Source organism: Cytobacillus spongiae (assembly GCF_021390075.1).
Window position 1 is genome coordinate 3,657,778 of sequence record NZ_CP089997.1, and the last position, 17,673, is coordinate 3,675,450.

Below are 17,673 nucleotides of genomic sequence, written 5' to 3' on the forward strand. Positions count from 1 at the left end.
GCTCGCTCCTCCACATTAAACCTTTAAGAATTTACGGATAGACATTAAGCTTCCCCAAATTCCAATGAATGCCCCCAGTGCAATTAAAATCGCACCTACTTGATAGATAAATGGGTTAAATTCGAGAATTTGAATAAAGTTTCCTTTTAGCTTTGGCTGTAGGTAATCATATGCTTGATTGTAGGCTACTGAAATAAGAATAATTGGCAGAATGGACCCAAGAATTCCAAGCCAAAGTCCCTCTAGGAAAAATGGCCAGCGAATAAATGAATTTGTTGCTCCTACTAGCTTCATAATCTCGATTTCTTTTCTTCTAGCTACAATCGTAATCTTTATCGTATTTGAAATGAGGAACATCGCAGTGAACAGCAAGCCAATAATTAGAGCTAGTCCTACATTTCGACTCATGCTAATAAAATTAAATAGCTTCTCTACTTGTCCTTGTCCATACTTTACTTTTGACGCATAGTTCATTTGTTCAATTTGCTTGGCAACTTTCATCGTGTCTGTTGGTTTCTTCGTTTTTACGACAAATACATCATTTAAAGGATTATCCTGTTCGAATAATTTAAATGCTTCACCCTCTTCACCCAAGCTATCAATCAAATTATTGAGTTCGGTTTCTTTAGGTGAATAAGCGACGGATTTAACCTCCGCTATTTGTTCAATTGTCTGTTTGAGCTTCTCTTGATCCTGCTCATTTGCAGCTACATCAATATGAACGCGAATTTCAACATCCTCTTCAATCGTTGTAGCTACTTTATTGAGATTCATCATAATAACGAAAAACACACCAACTAGTATAAGCGTGACCGTAACGGCACTGACAGAGGCAAAAGTCATCCAGCTATTTCTACCTAAGCTCTTAAAGCTTTCTTTTGCGTGCCTACGAAGGGTTCTAGCTTTCATAACCGTAATCCCCCCTCTGTTGATCGCGGGCTATCTTCCCTGCTTCTATTGCGATAACGCGGTGCTTAATTGTATTAACAATTTCTTTATTATGTGTCGCCATTACAACCGTCGTTCCACGCGTATTGATTTCCTCAAAAATGTTCATAATTTCCCATGACGTATCTGGGTCAAGATTCCCTGTTGGTTCGTCTGCAATAACTACTTTAGGCGAATTGACAATCGATCTTGCAATGGATACACGCTGCTGCTCTCCCCCCGATAATTCAGTTGGAAGCATTCGTGCTTTATGCTTTAAATTAACGAGCTCTAATGTTTCCATGACTCGCTTTTTAATATATTTTGGTTGTTCTTCAATTACCTCTAAAGCAAATGCTACATTTTCATATACGGTTAATTTAGGTAGTAGCTTGAAGTCTTGGAATACAACGCCTATATTTCTTCGTAAAAGTGGAACCTTACTTAGTTTGAGCTTTGTCAGGTTAATTCCGTTAATCATTATCGTTCCTTTTGTCGGAATCTCTTCACGATACATCATTTTAATAAATGTTGACTTCCCTGCACCGCTCGGACCTACCACATAAACAAACTCGCCTTGCTTTATTCGTACGTCGATTCCATTGGCAGCTACGACACCGTTCGGATACTTCTTAAACACATCCTGCATTTCAATCATTTATATCACCTAGAGTCTAGTTTGTTTTTTGTTGCTAGCTGTCTTTCCGATACCTTGTTGTCTAGTTTTCTACTAACTCGTTTCACCATGAACTCATTCCATAGCAGCTTTCAAAATTGTCTATTGATATTTTTGGCAAACAGCCTTTATCTACAATCGTGCCTAAAATCAAGTCTATAAAATCGCAATTAACGACAAAAAAACGACAGTTTCTTTTGATTTCTACATGTTTGCCTATAAAGCACCAAAATGCTTCCTTCATAAGCACCTTTCTCATTATAACACCAACACTTGTCAAATTACCTTATCAAATTATTACAGTTTCTTTTCAAACAAGTCAAGAAACCGCAAAATACAACCTATTACAACTATTATATACAACAAATCGACAGCATTTCCTGCTTCAATTTTTCGACAAATGGATCGATTTTACTAGAAAAGAAGGAAAGAATAAATAGATGGATGATATAGAAGTGGATGATATAGTAGATTTTTGTAAAAAAAAGCGTCCTGTTCATGAAACAGAACGCTCTTTAGAAAAGCGGATTACTTTTTCCCAGCAAGCCATTCAGCAACTGCAGTTGCTTCTTCGCCTTGTAATAGACCAGATGGCATAGCACCTTTACCTTCAACAATGGTCTTTTCAATATCTGTAGCTGAAAGTGAAGCACCAATTTGCTCTAGACCAGGACCTACCCCACCTTCTAGATTTTGACCATGACAGCTAGAACACTTTTGGCTGTAGAGCTTTTCTGCATCTCCAGCACTAGCTGTTTCAGTCGTTTCGCCACCAGTAGTAGATGTGTCCTTTTCTTCTCCAGCATTGTCTCCGCCACCACATGCAGCAAGAACAAGAGAAGTACCCATTAATAATGCAAGAAGCTTTTTCTTCACTTGAAACTCCCCCTCAGGAAAAATATACATAGTACAACTATATTATACCAACTCTATGCCCGTTTGAAACCCTCGCCAAGTACCTCTGCAGCATCCATTACAATCACAAATGCAGATGGATCAATGCTTTTGACTAGTTGTTTCAATTTTGTGAACTCCGTTTGATCGACGACACACATTAGGATTGGGCGTTCATTATCAGTATAACCACCATACGCAGATAGTTTTGTCACACCTCTATCAATTTTATTCAAGATTCCGTCTCGAACTTCACTTTGCTTGTCGGTAATGATCATCGCCATTTTCGAGCGACCAAAACCAACTTGAACCAGGTCAATTGTTTTACTCGTAACATATAACGCAATCAATGCGTATAATCCTCTCTCAATATCAAAAACGATCGCTGCAGATAATACGATTAACCCATCAATAATTGCTACACAAGTTCCAAGTGTGAACCCTGTATACTTATTAATAATTTGAGCGGCAAGGTCGGTTCCGCCTGTAGATGCTTTTCCACGAAATACAATTCCTAAACCTAGACCAACACCAATCCCACCGAATAGTGCACCAAGCAATGGATCTTGTGACCAAGGCTCCCAATCTTTCGTTACGAAAACAATAAACGGCAGAAAGATGGTCCCTATTAGTGTTTTTAGCCCGAATTGCTTACCAAGTAGGATGACTCCAGCAATAAACAGCGGGATGTTCAATGACCATTGTACATATGCTGGCTCCCAGCCAAAGACATCTTCTACGATGGTCGAGATCCCACTCACCCCTCCAGATGCCACTTGGTTTGGAAGTAAAAACACATTAAACGCAATTGCCACAATGGCAGAGCCACTTAAAATAAAGATAATTTCTAGAAGCTTTTCAAGACGCGGGTTTGGAAGCGTTCCTCTTTTTCGTTTCATGTTCATATGGATAACTCCTTTACTAAGCAAGCATTATGTAACAAAAATGTGTTGAACCGAAAGTGAGTATAGCATGGAGGGTTATGTGTGTAAATGCCATTCAACCACCGTATTAAAGGGCTAAAACAGGAATTTCATACCCCCTATTAATAGAATGGGTTAATCTACGACATAATATTAAATTGTAAATTATTGAACAATCAAAGTAATCAATATCAAACATGTAATCATCTATTTACGCAAATTGGAATGGACATTTATGGGACTCTTTATTTTTTCCTTCTAAAAAACCTCCACCGCAATTCTGCGGTAGAGGCTATTATTTTTGTATTAGTTTAATTTTGAACGCAAGTATGCATTAATGAAGGGATCTAGTTCTCCGTCCATTACGGCTTGAACATTCCCCACCTCTGTGTTTGTACGGTGGTCCTTCACTAATGAATAGGGATGGAATACGTAAGAACGGATTTGACTTCCCCAGCCAATTTCCTTTTGTTCTCCGCGGATTTCAGCTAGCTCTTGCTCCTGCTCTTCAATTTTCTTTTGATAAAGCTTCGCTTGAAGCATCTTCATCGCACGCTCACGGTTTTTGATCTGTGAGCGCTCGGTTTGGCAGGTAACGACAACATTTGTTGGAAGATGCGTAATCCGAACAGCTGAATCCGTCGTATTAATATGCTGACCACCAGCACCGCTCGCACGATACGTGTCTATCTTCAGATCCTCTGTCCGAATATCAATTTCGATTTCATCATTAAACTCAGGCATGATTTCACAAGAAACAAATGACGTGTGGCGACGACCTGACGCATCGAAAGGGGATATCCGAACTAAGCGATGAACGCCCTTTTCCGCTTTTAAATACCCGTATGCATTATGCCCTTTAATTGCCAAGGTAACGCTCTTAATTCCAGCCTCATCCCCTGGTAAATAATCCAGCGTTTCTACCTTGAAGCCTTTCTTTTCCGCCCAGCGCGTGTACATTCGAAGCAGCATCGATCCCCAATCCTGTGACTCTGTCCCTCCTGCACCTGGATGAAGCTCTAGGATGGCGTTGTTTTTGTCATATGGCTCACTTAATAAGAGCTGAAGCTCATATTGACTTAAACGGCTCATTAAATCTTTTAGCTCCTCCACTAATTCTGCTTTGAGGTCTTCATCGTTTTCTTCCTTAACAAGCTCGAGAGTCAGCTCTAGGTTTTCATAGGTTTCATTTAAGTCGTTGAATTCATTGACAAGTTCCTTCAGGGCGTTTCCTTCGCTGATAATGCCCTGTGCCTGTTGCTGATCATCCCAGAAATCAGGCTGAAGCATCACTTCGTCAAGCTCCGCAATCCGCGCCTCTTTATTTTCTAAGTCAAAGAGACCCCCTAAAGTCCGCTAATTTCTTAGCTGTTTTTTCTAATTCATTCCGAATATCTGCTAATTCCATTTCAGTCACCTCTTATAAAATTCTACTCCGTTTTCGACAAATCCTACTCTATTGGCAGGAAAAAGAGAGTCGGCATCCGGGCCGGCCCTCTTTTATCCAATGCTATTGCCCGCAGCAGTTTTTGTATTTCTTGCCACTCCCACAAATACATGGGTCATTACGACCTACATCCATTTGTTTCACAACTGGCTTTTTCTTTGCCGCCTTGTCTCCATCTTCCTTTGGATTAACCGCTTGGCCTTTTGCTACCTCTTGACGCTCTAAATTGTTACGAATTTCTGCCTTCATCACGTATTTCGCAACGTCTTCTTCAATGGCAATAATCATGTTTTCAAACATAGCGAAGCCCTCATGTTGGTACTCACGAAGCGGATCAATTTGTCCATATGCACGCAAATGAATTCCTTGGCGAAGCTGATCCATCGCATCGATATGGTCAATCCATTTAGAATCGACTGCACGAAGCAGAATAACCTTCTCAAATTCACGCATTTGTTCAGGAAGAAGCTCTTCTTCCTTTTCATCATAGCGTGCTTTTACTTTTTCATAGATCGAATCGACCATTTCCTCAGCATCTTTTCCGCGAAGATCGTTGATGGAAAGGTCGCCTTCAGGAAGAAGATTTCCATTCGCATAGTCGATGATTCCTTGTAGATTCCATTGCTCTTCGTCTTCAGTATCAGGTGTATGTGCAGCGACATTTCGTGAAATAGAAGACAGAATCATGTTTTCGACGATTTCACGAATGTTGTCTGATCCTAATACATCATTTCGTTGTTTGTATAAAATTTCGCGTTGCTGACGTAGAACGTCATCATATTGTAAAAGCTGCTTACGAGCATCAAAGTTATTTCCTTCCACTCGTTTTTGAGCCGATTCAACTGCACGAGATACCATTTTACTTTGAATTGGCTGACTATCGTCCATGCCAAGACGCTCCATCATCGATTTCATATTATCTGAGCCAAAACGGCGCATCAACTCATCTTCCATCGATAGATAGAATTGGGTAACCCCTGGATCTCCTTGACGTCCTGAACGCCCACGAAGCTGATTATCAATACGGCGAGATTCATGACGCTCGGTTCCGATCACGGCAAGACCGCCGATTTCTCGAACACCCTCACCTAATTTAATATCTGTTCCACGACCAGCCATGTTTGTCGCAATGGTAACCGCACCTTTTTCACCCGCATGAGCAATAATTTCCGCTTCACTCTCATGGTTTTTGGCGTTTAGTACGTTATGACGAACACCTTTTTTCGTCAGGTATTTAGAAATAATTTCAGAGGTTTCAATTGCCACTGTACCGACAAGAACTGGTTGTCCCTTATGATGGCGCTCTGCAATATCCTCAACGACTGCACGGAACTTTCCATCCATTGAAGCGTATATTAAGTCAGCACGGTCATCACGAATGACAGGCTTGTTCGTTGGAATTACGACAACACTCATATTGTAAATGTTACGGAATTCCTCTTCCTCTGTCTTCGCTGTACCTGTCATCCCAGCTAGCTTTTCATACATACGGAAGTAGTTCTGGAACGTAATCGTCGCCATTGTCATACTTTCGTTTTGAATTTCAAGGCCTTCCTTCGCTTCGATTGCTTGGTGAAGACCGTCACTGTAGCGGCGTCCCTTCATTAGACGACCCGTAAATTGGTCAACAATTACAATCTCCCCATCTTGAACAACATAGTCTACATCTAGATGCATGCTTGAATGGGCTTTTAATGCTTGGTTAATGTGATGGTTTAATGCTACATGTGAAATATCAAATAGGTTTTCAATACCAAAAGCACGCTCAGCCTTTGTCATTCCGTCTTCTGTTAGCTGAACCCCTTTTGTTTTCTCATCGTACGTATAGTCTTGATCACGTACTAACGTGCGAACAAATGCATTCGCTTGAATATAAAGCTTTGCTGATTTTTGAGCCGTCCCAGAAATAATTAATGGAGTTCTGGCTTCATCAATTAATATGGAGTCGACCTCATCAATTACAGCAAAATAAAGTGGGCGCTGCGCCTTTTGATCATTATAAAGAACCATATTATCACGCAAATAATCAAACCCTAGCTCATTGTTGGTGCTGTACGTGATATCACATGCGTATGCTTCTTTTTTCTCTTCTTTCGATAATCCGTTCGAGTTAAGCCCGACTGTCAGACCAAGCCATTCGTAAAGCTGACCCATTTCAGTCGCATCACGACTTGCTAAGTATTCGTTAACCGTTACAACGTGGACACCTTTCCCTGTTAATGCGTTTAAGTAAACGGGCATGGTAGAGGTTAACGTTTTCCCTTCCCCTGTCTTCATCTCTGAAATATTTCCTTCATGTAAAGCAATACCACCCATTAACTGGACGCGGTAAGGATAAAGGCCTAACACACGCTTTGCTGCTTCACGAACAACGGCAAATGCTTCTACTAAAAGGTCATCAACAGATTCTCCCTTTTCATGACGCTGCTTGAATTCAACTGTTTTTCCGCGAAGCTCTTCATCTGAAAGCTGCTCTGTTGCTGTTGCTAATGCATCAATTTCATCTGCTAATTTATTTAGTCGCTTTAAATCTCGTTTGTTTTGATCAAACACTTTCCCTAAAATACCAAGCATTAAAAACGCTCCTTTTATATGGAATATGAGCAAATTTCTCTCATACGATTTCTATTTATTCCTAATTAATATTACCACTTCATACAAGGGGTGACAACTTATGTGGGGGAGAGGGTGAGTCCAATTAACGATAAAAAGGTAGAGTTATTATCATAATGATGCCATTATTTGAAAAACGGCTGTGCTTACCTTGGAGGCAATCTATAACTAGCACTAATGGTATGAGCGAATAAATAAGAAGGCATCCGCTGCCTTCTTATTTCAATAACCATTGCTTCATCCCACTTACCTGATTCCAAAGGTGCTGATGAAGCAACGCATACGTTTTTGCTTCATTTTCATCACCAATTCCATAATATGCTGGCAATTCTTGTGGGAGCTTCTTTTTCCCTACTAAGTACGGGATCACATGCGGATTTTGACTTTTTGCGTTATTCAACAACAATCTACCTTTCGCTGTAAATCCCTTATTCATTATTTCCAGCAAAACTTTATTAAAGGCTGCCATGCTGGAGTCCTCTTCAAAACGCTCCATTAATCTCTTCGCACCCTTTAGGTCGCTCACTTCAATATAAGCAATGAGAAGCAAATCTCGTACTCCTTGATTGTCTTCTGGATTCAGCTCGATCATACCCTCGTACTCTGTTATTGCATCCTTCATATTCCCTAGATTGTGTAAGGTTTGTGCGTAATTATATCGTGCACGCATATAAGGTCTCGTTTCAATAAGCCCCCAGAAGAAACCTCTATTTTCACTAAAAAAGTCTTCTCCTAATGCCTCTATGCCACATTCCATTCCCTTTTGATAAAGCAATAGAGCATCTTCCATTGTAGATGCTTGTTCAGCCAATAACGTATAACCATCTGGGTGCAGTGGATTAAGTGCCAACGCTTCCTGTGCAAGCTGATAACGCTTTTTCCCTCCAGCTTTTATCGCTTCATAAATAAGGTCTTGCGCTTTTTGTTCATCGGTTTGCTTCCCCGTTTTTTTCTCATTCCCATTGATTTTCGAATAGATATACGCTTTTGCTTCCTCCATGCTGTCGAATTCATGGTCTTTTAATTCCTCTAATAGGTCATGAAAAGGACTCACCATATGTGATTCAGGCACCTCTTCATTTAATAGCTTTGCGAGCTCAGGTTCAAGTTCATCATACAATTCCCCGTACCTACTAGACACACTGGAAACGGAGATGCCATACTTTTTAGCCAGCTCTTTTTGTGTATAAACCCCTTCCGTTTCAATTATCGTAGATACAAAGTAACGAAGTGCGGCCACGTAGATCAGTGGGTTTTGTATTCGCTTATTTTTACGGGTGACAAATTGATACCATAAGATCACACCCATCTCAATAGTAGCGTAGTCTTCCCCCGCTTCTTTCATTTCCTCCTCAAAAATCTCCGCTACATCTTTTGAAGCAGAAGATGGCCACTCTACTTGTTCAACCTTCAACTCCATTTTCACCTGTGGGGTAAGGAGCATCAGCCAAAGTAGATGGTCTGCTAGGAAATCGTCTACTTCAATTACAGAAGCGTTTCGATATTCTTGTAAGATAACGTCAGCATATGCTTTACAATTTTCACCTTCGATATCAAATATATTTGGAAACAAAACGTACTCTGCTTCTCCATAAGGAAGGAGGATGGCAAATGCATATTTTCCTTCTTCAAACCTACCTAAATAGCTAAATAGCTTTACTTTTAACGGTGTGTCCCTTAATGTATCATGAATCACCAGATAATCATCTCTCACATCTGTTATTTCCCCAGCTGTCACAATAGGATAGGTCCACGACTTCACTATCGACTTCAGCTTCGTTCTAGTAATCTTGTTCAGATGGGACTGAATATACATTTGTAATATCGTTTGGCGCTCTTCCACCTCTACAAAGCAAATAAACCAAAACGAATGGATAAATGGATAAACATCCTCATCATCTATATCAAAATCAACCATAAATTCAGCATAGGCAGACTCTATCTCTTCCGAGTAATGGGCCAATCCAAAATCTCGAATGTCTCGTTGGACCTCGATCATATCATTTTCAAGTATCTCATGAATGGAAATGGTTTCTTGACTGCCACAGCAACGCTTATATTTTTTCCCACTCCCACAAGGACATAATGCATTCCGACTGACCTTCGTTTTCATCGCATTCTCTCCTCTTCCTTCCGAATCTGTTAATCTAGTTCTAGTTTAATCTTATTTAGCAAAAAATAAACAGCTATCCGCATAAAAACGAATAGCTGCTCGGAATTATCCTAAGAATGCCGCTCCGTATACAAGTGCTCCTGCAATCACATAGGCAGGATGTACCTTTAATTTTTCCATCAGAATGAAACTAATGGCCCCGATTACAACCGTTTGAAGGACACCCACCCCTTCATAGGAGGAAAAAAAGAAATCGTATGTCATAAGGCCAAGCAACACGGCAATGACCGGGCGAACAAAGGTCGTTAACCGCTTCACCCTTGGTGATTCCTTGTATTTCATCAATAGTCCTAGCATGGCGATCATTAAGATCAACGATGGAGCAACTGTTGCAAACACCCCGACAACTGCCCCTAGCACGCCTCCTTCCGCATAACCGATATAGCCTGCCATCTTCGTTGCAATCGGACCTGGCAGTGTATTACCTAGTGCAAGCACCTCACTAAACTCATTCACAGTTAACCAGCCATACCGATCCACCACTTCGTTTTCAATCAGTGGAATCGAAGCCGGTCCACCGCCATAGCCAAGAATCCCCGGAATAAAGAATGCTAGAAAGATGTCTAAATAGATCATGATGCCTTCTTCTCCTTTTCTCCTTTAGAATCCTTTAACGACAAGGCTGCAACAAGCAGAGCAAAAATGAGGATTGCTGGATGAATATGTAGAAACTGTAATAATAGTAAACTCATAAAAATTAAACCTGCCGTCCTTCCCCAGCCTAAACTGGACTTGCCTGACTTTTTGATAAAATCCCATGTAAGAACACCGAGCATGACTGCTACAACTGGAATAACCGCTGCAGACATTCCGCTCACCCATGGTTGATCTTTATATGCATTTAAAACGGTTAGAAGAAGAATCATCAAGAATATAGTAGGAACCATTGTCGCAAATAGTGCCGTCAGCATGCCGGCAAAACCGCCTACTCTGTACCCGATATAACCTGCTATTTTCGTTGCAATCGGGCCTGGCAGTGCATTCCCTAACGCCAGCACATCCCCAAATTCATCCCCATCCATCCATTTGTATTTCTCAACCACTTCCTTGTGGACGAGAGGAATAGAAGATGGGCCACCCCCATATCCAAGGATCCCTACTCGAAAAAAGGCCATAAATAGATCTAGCTGCTTCACCATGCATCACCCGTTTCATCCTTTTACTTATTAGTATAATAAAAATATTCAAAAAATGATAGGAACTCGAAATAACTCAAAAATACCCAAAAAAACACTCGTAAGATGTCTGACCACTATATTAACTTTTTAAAAAATAAGTCGATATTACTAAAGGTACACATTAAAATTTGGGAGGTTTATACCCATGTTTAAAAAGTTGATCAGCATCATCTTGTTAGTATTCATATTAACCGCATGTTCAAATGGTCAAAGCTCAAATTCAGTCAGCACGCCTGAAGAAATCCGAATCGGCATCCTTCTATCCGATGCTGGACTAGGCGATGAATCCTTTAATGACTCTGCCTTTCGAGGGCTTGAAAGAGCCCGTGATGAATTAGGCATATTATTCGATTATAAAGAAGCACCAGATGGAGACTTTGAAGGAAGATTAAACGAATTAGTCAACGAGAAATATGACCTCGTTATCGGATTAGGGTTCTCCGTTCAAGAAACACTGGAGAAAGTCGCAAAAGAAAACCCGAAGCAGCCATTTCTTCTCATTGATGGGGTCTCTAGCTTAGAAAACGTTGTATCCATTACGTTCAAAGAGAATGAAGGAAGCTTTCTTGTCGGTATGATTGCAGCGATGATCACCAAAACCAATACACTTGGCTTTATTGGAGGTGCTGATGTACCTGTTATTCACCACTTTGAAAAAGGCTTTATTCAAGGAGCCAAATACGTGAATCCAGAGATCAACATCCTTCAAGAGTACGCAAATAGCTTTTCCGAACCAAAGGTCGGGAGTGAAATTGCTGAAAAGCAAATTGAGCAGGGGGCAGATTTCATCTATCCTGCTGCTGGGTTTACTGGATTTGGCACATTAAAGACCGCACAATCGAAAGGAATTTACACAGCTGGAGTCGATACAGACCAATACTTTGTTGCAGAAAAAGCCGTTGTTACTTCCATGCTAAAGAACATTGACGTTGCGGTATACAACATCGCAAAGGAATTAGTTGATAAAGGGTCCATTGAAGCATCATCCTATCAGCTAGGGCTAGTAGAAGAAGGCGTGGGACTTGCAGAAATCCGCAACATCACACTGACGAGTGAACAAAAATCAGCCATTGAGGAAGCAACAGATAAAATAAAGTCTGGCAGCCTCCAAGTGGACTTTGAATAAGGAGTGGGACGTATGAAACTAAGAATCCGTTTACTCATGCTAGGATTGATCCCCCTTGTTTTTTCGACGATGATTATTGGGTTTATGCTCATTCTGTTATTAACCGTATCCAGCTCAGCTAAAGACGATGTGAACATTCTCCTTAAGGTTGAGGAGCTACAAGGAAATCTTAATCAAGCGAGACAAGGCCTTTCAAACTATACGTATATTTCATCGGATGCGAACAAAGCAGAAGCACTTAACAAGCTAGCTCAAATCGAAGCCAATATGGACGAGCTAAGCAGTCTTTTAAAAGAAGATGATCATAAGCAAATCTTTCTGAAGGCAGAAGAGAAATTTACCGTATTAACGAAAGAAGCACAGTCCGCATTCCAAGCGGCTGATAGTCCTATTATTAAGCGAGAGTCTATTCGTATCGCAGGGATTGAAAACGATGTTTATCTACTAGATCAGCAAACCAATAAATGGTACAACGAACTACTAGCCAAAGGGGAACAGAAATTACGATTTATTGTTCAGTTTTCCATTGTAGCTAGCATTCTCTTAATTTCCATATCCGTTGCTTCATCCATCCTTCTTGCCAAGCGCATTACCAAGCCAGTAAACCAAATCGTGGAGCAAGCTGTAAAAGTAGCGAACGGGGATTTAAGTGTACAAGTAGATACAAACAAGGTAAAGAAAAACAGTCAATATGAGGTCGATCAGCTGAAATTGGCCTTCGCCAATATGGTGGAAAACTTAAGAGGGACGGTCCAATCCATTGAACAAGTGGGCGTTCGCGTAACAAGCTTTTCACATGAAGTGTCCGATTATATGGAAAACCTTAAGGAAAGCAGTAACCAGGTGGCCGTTTCTACCGATGAGCTTGCACGAGGCAGCCAATCCATATCAGAGGATATTCAATCAACCGCAAGCCTTATGACGCGTATGAACGATGACTTTGAGCACGTTCAGCAAAAAAGCGAGGATTCATTAGCAGCTGGCCAAAACGCGATTCTATCCATTGATGGCGGAAAAATATCATTAACGAAGCAAGCAGAAATCGCCCATCAGCTAGCCACATCCTCAGACGACATTCAAAGCTCTGTTGAAAAATTTGCCCAATACACAAGTCAAATTGAAACAGCTGCACATGCGGTAAGAGAAATAGCAGATCAAACGAATTTACTTGCACTCAATGCAGCGATCGAAGCAGCTCGGGCAGGAGAAGCAGGCAAAGGCTTCGCAGTCGTAGCAGAAGAAGTTCGAAAGCTAGCAGACGACTCAACGAAAGCAACCCAATCAATCACCGAAATGGTATCAAATATCAAACATGGAATAAGCACAATTGTTGAATTAACCGAACTCGGCCACCACCTATCCAAACAACAATCTGTATCGATGGAAGATACCGAAAAGTCTTTCGAAATCATTAGCTCGGAAGTCAACGCCATCACAAGCCAGCTCCACACACTCGTTGGCGACATGAAAAACTCAAGTGACAAGAGCCAGCAAGTCGTGGCGGCCATCGAAAACATCTCAGCCATCACCGAACAAACCGCTGCCGGCACCGAAGAAATCTCTGCCTCAACGGAAGCCCAGCTTCGCTCCTTCGAGCAAGTAAGTGGCAAAGTCGCCCAGCTTCAGGATATGGCAAGGGAGATGAAGGTGGAGTTGGAGAGGTTTAAATTAAAATAATAAGAAATCCCCTACCAGCAGTGGCAGGGGATTTTGATTTTCTGTATGATTATTGAGCTTCGATCAAGCCATAGCGGCCATCTTTACGCTTATAGACTACATTTGTACGATTGCTTTCTGCGTTTGTGAAAACGAAGAAACTGTGGCCAAGCATGTTCATTTGTAGAATCGCTTCTTCACTGTCCATCGGCTTTAGATCAAAGCTCTTTTGGCGTACAACCTCTAATTCATTGTCATCTTCAACCGCTACCGCTACATCTGGCTCTTCCACAGCAGCAAACATTTCATTAATGTTTCCTTTTTCGCGGAACTTGCGGTTTACTTTTGTTTTATGCTTACGAATTTGGCGCTCTAGCTTATCAGTAATTAAGTCAAGCGCTGCATACATATCATCATGAATTTCCTCTGCACGTAAGACTAAATGCGGCATCGGAATAGTCACTTCTACCTTGCTCTTTTTATCATTATACGTTTTTAAGTTGACATGTACAGTTGCATTAGGAGACTCATTAAAATAGCGTTCTAATTTAGCAATCTTCTTCTCTGCATACTCTCGAATTGCTGGAGTTACCTCAATGTTTTCACCACGAATGTTGTAATTCATAAGTGAACTCCTCCTTTTCCTTAATCCAATTATGGTCATTTTCGAATGGCATGTCCGCCGATCTAGAATGGCCTAGCCTTCTCTATTGCTTCTGTCTACATTGGACACTGGGCTGATTTCGCTAACTTAGCCTCTCTAGGTGATGAGGGTGTCAGCTGTCTAACATCTACAGCTTTCATCTCCTATCTGCCTCACCAACGTAACCAGAAAATCAATTTGAAGACTTATACTAATACATTTCTATTTTACCCTAACATATTCCTGCTAAAACAGTGGAAAAATTGAAAAAGTTTTGTCGAAATGGTGAAGATGGTGGGAGGAAAGGTGATTTCAATGAGGGAAAACAGCATTTTCATCATAAAGAACGTCTAAAGTATATTCGTTGGATTAATTCTAAAAAAAATAAAAGACAAAAGGCTACACATACCTTTTGTCTTTCGCTACTATTAATTTCGTTTGTCAAAAAACATTCCATCATTTAATGGAGCTTTATAAGGATTTTCATATCGATTTTGCTTAACCTTTTTACTTTTTAGGGAAAGCATATCTGTCTTAATATCGCCTAGAATTCCTTTCAAAAGAAGACTAATTTCTTTATCGAGCTTTATTAGCTCTTCTGCCATCTTTCTTTCTTGAAGATCGGTAGGCTCCTTAACATTGCTGATGAACTCTTGCCTTCGATCGATGTAGTCGTTTACTTGTTCGATAGTGGATTCACGTTTTGAGTGATCGTTTTCAACATTTTGTACAAAAAGGTGGAACTCTACCGTTAAGTCATACAATTCCTGAAGTGAACTCACTACACTTGACCACCCTGCTGAAAGCTCGTTTGTCGATTTTGCTGAACAATTTGCTTCCATGTATCACGAAATTCGGTAAAATATCCTTCAACCTCATCTAATAGCTTGCTATCATTTTGAATATTAGCTTGCACAAGCTGCTGCATCATGTAATCATACATTCTCATTAAATTTCTTGAAAGCTCAATGTCCGTATTGAGGGTAACCATCAACTCTTGAAGAATTCCTTGGGTTTTTTGGATATTCGTATTTTTGAGTTCAATGTTACTCTCGGTAATGCCCTGCTTTGCTAGCTTGATAAATTTTAATGCTCCATTATATAGCATTAACGTAAGCTCTGCAGGAGATGCCTGTGTGACTGAATTTTGCTTATAGGTTTGATAAGGATTATTAATCGCCATTTTATTCCACTCCTTATTGCTGTTGTGCCATTCCAAGTTGTGACATGAGGTAGGAAGACTGTTGATTCATTTTCTGTACAGCTTGCTCCATTGCACTGAATTGACGATAATAGCGTTCTTCCGCTTCTTTAAGTTTTCGTTCAAAGTCGGATACTCGATCCTCGATATCATTTAAGTTTTTCCCAATAGTAAATTGATCATTGGTTTTAACATCGTTACCGGCCGTTTCTTCAATTGCAACAATGGCATTCGTCATCGAATCACGTAATCGTCGAGCAATCCCTTTTTCCGAGTAATTGTCGCTGTCATTTGCGAAAAGTTTATAGACTGCATCTGGATCATTGTTAATGGCTTCTTTTAGTTTAGCTTCATCAATCTCAAGCTTTCCTTTATTTACATTATATAAATTAGTTGTTGTAATCCCAATTGTAGCAAGTTGTTTGTATGGGCTATCGCCTTCAAAATCAACTTTCGCATAGAAATCACTACGCATTTTGTCTAGGAGACCAGATAGATTTTGATCTCTGCGAAGGAGTCCACTTTTCGCTTTTTCTTCCCACATTTCTACTTCTTTCTCACTAAGTGATTCTCTTTGCTCAGCTGTTAATGGCTGATACTCTCGATAGCGATCCTCAGATATTTTCTTATTCACCTTATCTATTGTTTCATTGTACTTATCAATGAACGATTTAATACTATCAAATACCTTGTCCGTATCTGTCTTTGTTCCAATTGATACTGTTGGATCGGTTGCTTGAAATGTATCTTTAAGTGTGAAAGTTACACCATTTACAGCAAAAGTATTGGTATGACGCCCTGTCTCAAGCCCATTCATTGTAAACTTGGCATCTTCTCCGCCTTTTTCTTGATTCTCGTTAAGGTTTAAGATATTAGTAAGAAAGTTATTGCCCATGAATTCAATTTCATGGTTCTGAGTTATTAAGTTTCCAGTAGCAGGATCATACGCATTGGTATGGTAATCTCCAGTCTCTTTTCGAGTCATCGTTACTTTGTCAGAATACTCATCATAAAAAGCACTAATGCCTAGCTTCGAATTAGAGATTTTCGATAAAATCGTACTAAATGAGTCGCCCCCATTAATTTTAAAGCTTTCCGTAACTTCACCTTTGGATGTATGTGTCTTTATATCAAACTCAAAATAAGAGTAGGAATAGTCTGCCTCTATTTTAGCTCCTTGCTCTACATCATCAGCAAAAGTAACCTTTCCTGTATTTCCATCAACAGTAACTTTTCCATCACTGCTCACAAACTCACCTGGGTTTGCACCATTTACGAATGATGTGTAATTCTGAGTGCTAGCAATAATCGAGTTTCCGTTCGAATCTATCTTAATCGATCCATCTTCATTTTTCTGATAGGTAGTTACCGTAATTTTTTTTATCCCATCTGTACTATTAATTCCAACATTCGAAAGCTGAAACTCTTTTTGCGTTGAGCTAGCTGATAATGTATCTTTTTGTATATATTTATAGGGTACATCAAAACTACTGTCCGTTTGTAACTCTTTCCCAAACGTCATTTGACCAGTGCTTTTATTGAGATACACTTGATTTTCAGAAAGAGATTTGAGATCCTCTTCATTCGTTGTGATGGTAAATGTATCGGTAATATTTCCATCTTTATCTTTTACGGAAATCGTCTGCCCTGCATCTAAGCTACCGCTACTAATCGTTCCACCTGATAGCTTTGACAACTTAAATACCTTACTAGCACTAGACACTTTTACCGTTTCATTCACACCGTCAGTATCCGTTGTTTTCCAATCAAAATTTGCAGAGCTATTCAAAAACTTCGATTGGATGGAATATATTTTTGCTTTCGTGTCAATTTTTCCATCAATGCCGGAAATGGGAGTTGCACTTGCGTTCGTTGCAGCAGAAGCTAATCTGTCTACTTTTGTGAAGGAATAAGATAAGGTTCCAGCTGTCGCATCTGCAGTTGCTGAAATCTTCGAATCATTTGAGGAAGTTGCGACTTTTGTTAAATAGGTTGAAGGAAGACGCATCTTCAATGAATCCTCACGTAAAGTTTGAATCAATGTGTTCATTTCTCGATAGGAGTCTCTCTTCCACTCGAGCGTCTGTTTCTTTTGTAGAATCTTATCTAAGGGGATACTTTCTGCGCGTATCATGTCTTTGACAATACTATCAATATCCATCCCTGTAGCCAAACCGGTTATTCTTAATCCACTCATTATAAACCTCCCGAACTAT

The 17,673-nt window shown here is 40.2% G+C and carries 15 protein-coding genes; 2 read left to right on the forward strand and 13 right to left on the reverse strand.

Annotation, left to right across the window (positions count from 1 at the left end; genetic code table 11):
* Window positions 1-15: 15 nt before the first annotated feature.
* The 9 genes from ftsX to LS684_RS18550 form a co-directional block, all read right to left on the reverse strand.
* Window positions 16-909 (reverse strand): permease-like cell division protein FtsX, encoded by an 894-nt coding sequence (ftsX, locus tag LS684_RS18510; protein WP_233808277.1) that lies wholly within the window; start codon window positions 907-909, stop codon window positions 16-18.
* Window positions 899-1,585 carry a cell division ATP-binding protein FtsE gene (gene ftsE, locus LS684_RS18515; protein ID WP_233808279.1) on the reverse strand — a complete coding sequence of 229 codons (687 nt, stop codon included), beginning with the start codon at window positions 1,583-1,585 and terminating at the stop codon, window positions 899-901. Before ftsE ends, ftsX begins: the two co-directional genes overlap by 11 nt.
* Before the next feature lie 546 nt (window positions 1,586-2,131).
* Window positions 2,132-2,479: a cytochrome c551 gene (gene cccB / locus LS684_RS18520; protein ID WP_233808281.1), complete on the reverse strand. Its 348-nt coding sequence runs from the start codon at window positions 2,477-2,479 to the stop codon at window positions 2,132-2,134.
* Between the two features lie 53 nt (window positions 2,480-2,532).
* Window positions 2,533-3,396, reverse strand: a complete 864-nt coding sequence (locus tag LS684_RS18525) for a YitT family protein (protein ID WP_233811703.1) — start codon at window positions 3,394-3,396, stop codon at window positions 2,533-2,535.
* 330 nt (window positions 3,397-3,726) lie between these two features.
* A protein-coding gene (prfB, locus tag LS684_RS18530) for a peptide chain release factor 2 (protein WP_233808283.1) occupies window positions 3,727-4,828 on the reverse strand; the annotation gives its coding sequence in 2 pieces (ribosomal slippage) (window positions 3,727-4,755 and window positions 4,757-4,828; 1,101 coding nt in all).
* A gap of 102 nt (window positions 4,829-4,930) precedes the next feature.
* On the reverse strand, window positions 4,931-7,441 hold the full coding sequence (secA, locus tag LS684_RS18535) for a preprotein translocase subunit SecA (RefSeq protein ID WP_233808285.1): 2,511 nt from the start codon (window positions 7,439-7,441) through the stop codon (window positions 4,931-4,933).
* A 256-nt stretch (window positions 7,442-7,697) separates the two neighbouring features.
* Window positions 7,698-9,593, reverse strand: a complete 1,896-nt coding sequence (locus LS684_RS18540) for an SEC-C domain-containing protein (protein WP_233808287.1) — start codon at window positions 9,591-9,593, stop codon at window positions 7,698-7,700.
* A gap of 105 nt (window positions 9,594-9,698) precedes the next feature.
* A complete protein-coding gene (locus LS684_RS18545; RefSeq protein ID WP_233808288.1) occupies window positions 9,699-10,229 on the reverse strand; it encodes a chromate transporter in 531 nt (176 codons plus the stop codon).
* Window positions 10,226-10,789, reverse strand: a complete 564-nt coding sequence (locus LS684_RS18550; RefSeq protein ID WP_233811704.1) for a chromate transporter — start codon at window positions 10,787-10,789, stop codon at window positions 10,226-10,228. Before LS684_RS18550 ends, LS684_RS18545 begins: the two co-directional genes overlap by 4 nt.
* Before the next feature lie 187 nt (window positions 10,790-10,976).
* On the opposite strand from LS684_RS18550, the gene LS684_RS18555 reads away from it, so the two are divergent.
* On the forward strand, window positions 10,977-11,957 hold the full coding sequence (locus LS684_RS18555) for a BMP family lipoprotein (RefSeq protein ID WP_233808290.1): 981 nt from the start codon (window positions 10,977-10,979) through the stop codon (window positions 11,955-11,957).
* 12 nt (window positions 11,958-11,969) lie between these two features.
* The gene (locus LS684_RS18560) at window positions 11,970-13,634 is read left to right on the forward strand and encodes a methyl-accepting chemotaxis protein (RefSeq protein ID WP_233808291.1); all 1,665 of its coding nucleotides are present in this window, start codon (window positions 11,970-11,972) and stop codon (window positions 13,632-13,634) included.
* A 49-nt stretch (window positions 13,635-13,683) separates the two neighbouring features.
* Here the strand turns inward: LS684_RS18560 and hpf are convergent, their stop codons facing one another.
* The 4 genes from hpf to fliD all read right to left on the reverse strand — a co-directional run bounded on the left by hpf (window position 13,684) and on the right by fliD (window position 17,654).
* On the reverse strand, window positions 13,684-14,238 hold the full coding sequence (gene hpf, locus LS684_RS18565; RefSeq protein WP_233808293.1) for a ribosome hibernation-promoting factor, HPF/YfiA family: 555 nt from the start codon (window positions 14,236-14,238) through the stop codon (window positions 13,684-13,686).
* 446 nt (window positions 14,239-14,684) lie between these two features.
* Window positions 14,685-15,038: a flagellar protein FliT gene (gene fliT, locus LS684_RS18570; RefSeq protein WP_233808295.1), complete on the reverse strand. Its 354-nt coding sequence runs from the start codon at window positions 15,036-15,038 to the stop codon at window positions 14,685-14,687.
* Window positions 15,038-15,439 carry a flagellar export chaperone FliS gene (gene fliS / locus LS684_RS18575; RefSeq protein WP_233808297.1) on the reverse strand — a complete coding sequence of 134 codons (402 nt, stop codon included), beginning with the start codon at window positions 15,437-15,439 and terminating at the stop codon, window positions 15,038-15,040. Before fliS ends, fliT begins: the two co-directional genes overlap by 1 nt.
* A gap of 13 nt (window positions 15,440-15,452) precedes the next feature.
* Complete coding sequence (fliD, locus tag LS684_RS18580; protein ID WP_233808305.1) at window positions 15,453-17,654, reverse strand: flagellar filament capping protein FliD; 2,202 nt, start codon at window positions 17,652-17,654, stop codon at window positions 15,453-15,455.
* Between the last annotated feature and the right edge of the window lie 19 nt (window positions 17,655-17,673).

Excerpts from the sequence above, each read along its gene's own strand:
- ftsE (WP_233808279.1), bottom strand. The coding sequence starts at position 1,585 with ATGATTGAAATGCAGGATGTGTTTAAGAAGTATCCGAACGGTGTCGTA.
- fliD (WP_233808305.1), bottom strand. The coding sequence starts at position 17,654 with ATGAGTGGATTAAGAATAACCGGTTTGGCTACAGGGATGGATATTGAT.
- LS684_RS18560 (WP_233808291.1), top strand. The coding sequence starts at position 11,970 with ATGAAACTAAGAATCCGTTTACTCATGCTAGGATTGATCCCCCTTGTT.
- hpf (WP_233808293.1), bottom strand. The coding sequence starts at position 14,238 with ATGAATTACAACATTCGTGGTGAAAACATTGAGGTAACTCCAGCAATT.
- secA (WP_233808285.1), bottom strand. The coding sequence starts at position 7,441 with ATGCTTGGTATTTTAGGGAAAGTGTTTGATCAAAACAAACGAGATTTA.
- fliS (WP_233808297.1), bottom strand. The coding sequence starts at position 15,439 with ATGGCGATTAATAATCCTTATCAAACCTATAAGCAAAATTCAGTCACA.
- ftsX (WP_233808277.1), bottom strand. The coding sequence starts at position 909 with ATGAAAGCTAGAACCCTTCGTAGGCACGCAAAAGAAAGCTTTAAGAGC.
- LS684_RS18555 (WP_233808290.1), top strand. The coding sequence starts at position 10,977 with ATGTTTAAAAAGTTGATCAGCATCATCTTGTTAGTATTCATATTAACC.
- LS684_RS18540 (WP_233808287.1), bottom strand. The coding sequence starts at position 9,593 with ATGAAAACGAAGGTCAGTCGGAATGCATTATGTCCTTGTGGGAGTGGG.
- LS684_RS18525 (WP_233811703.1), bottom strand. The coding sequence starts at position 3,396 with ATGAAACGAAAAAGAGGAACGCTTCCAAACCCGCGTCTTGAAAAGCTT.
- LS684_RS18545 (WP_233808288.1), bottom strand. The coding sequence starts at position 10,229 with ATGATCTATTTAGACATCTTTCTAGCATTCTTTATTCCGGGGATTCTT.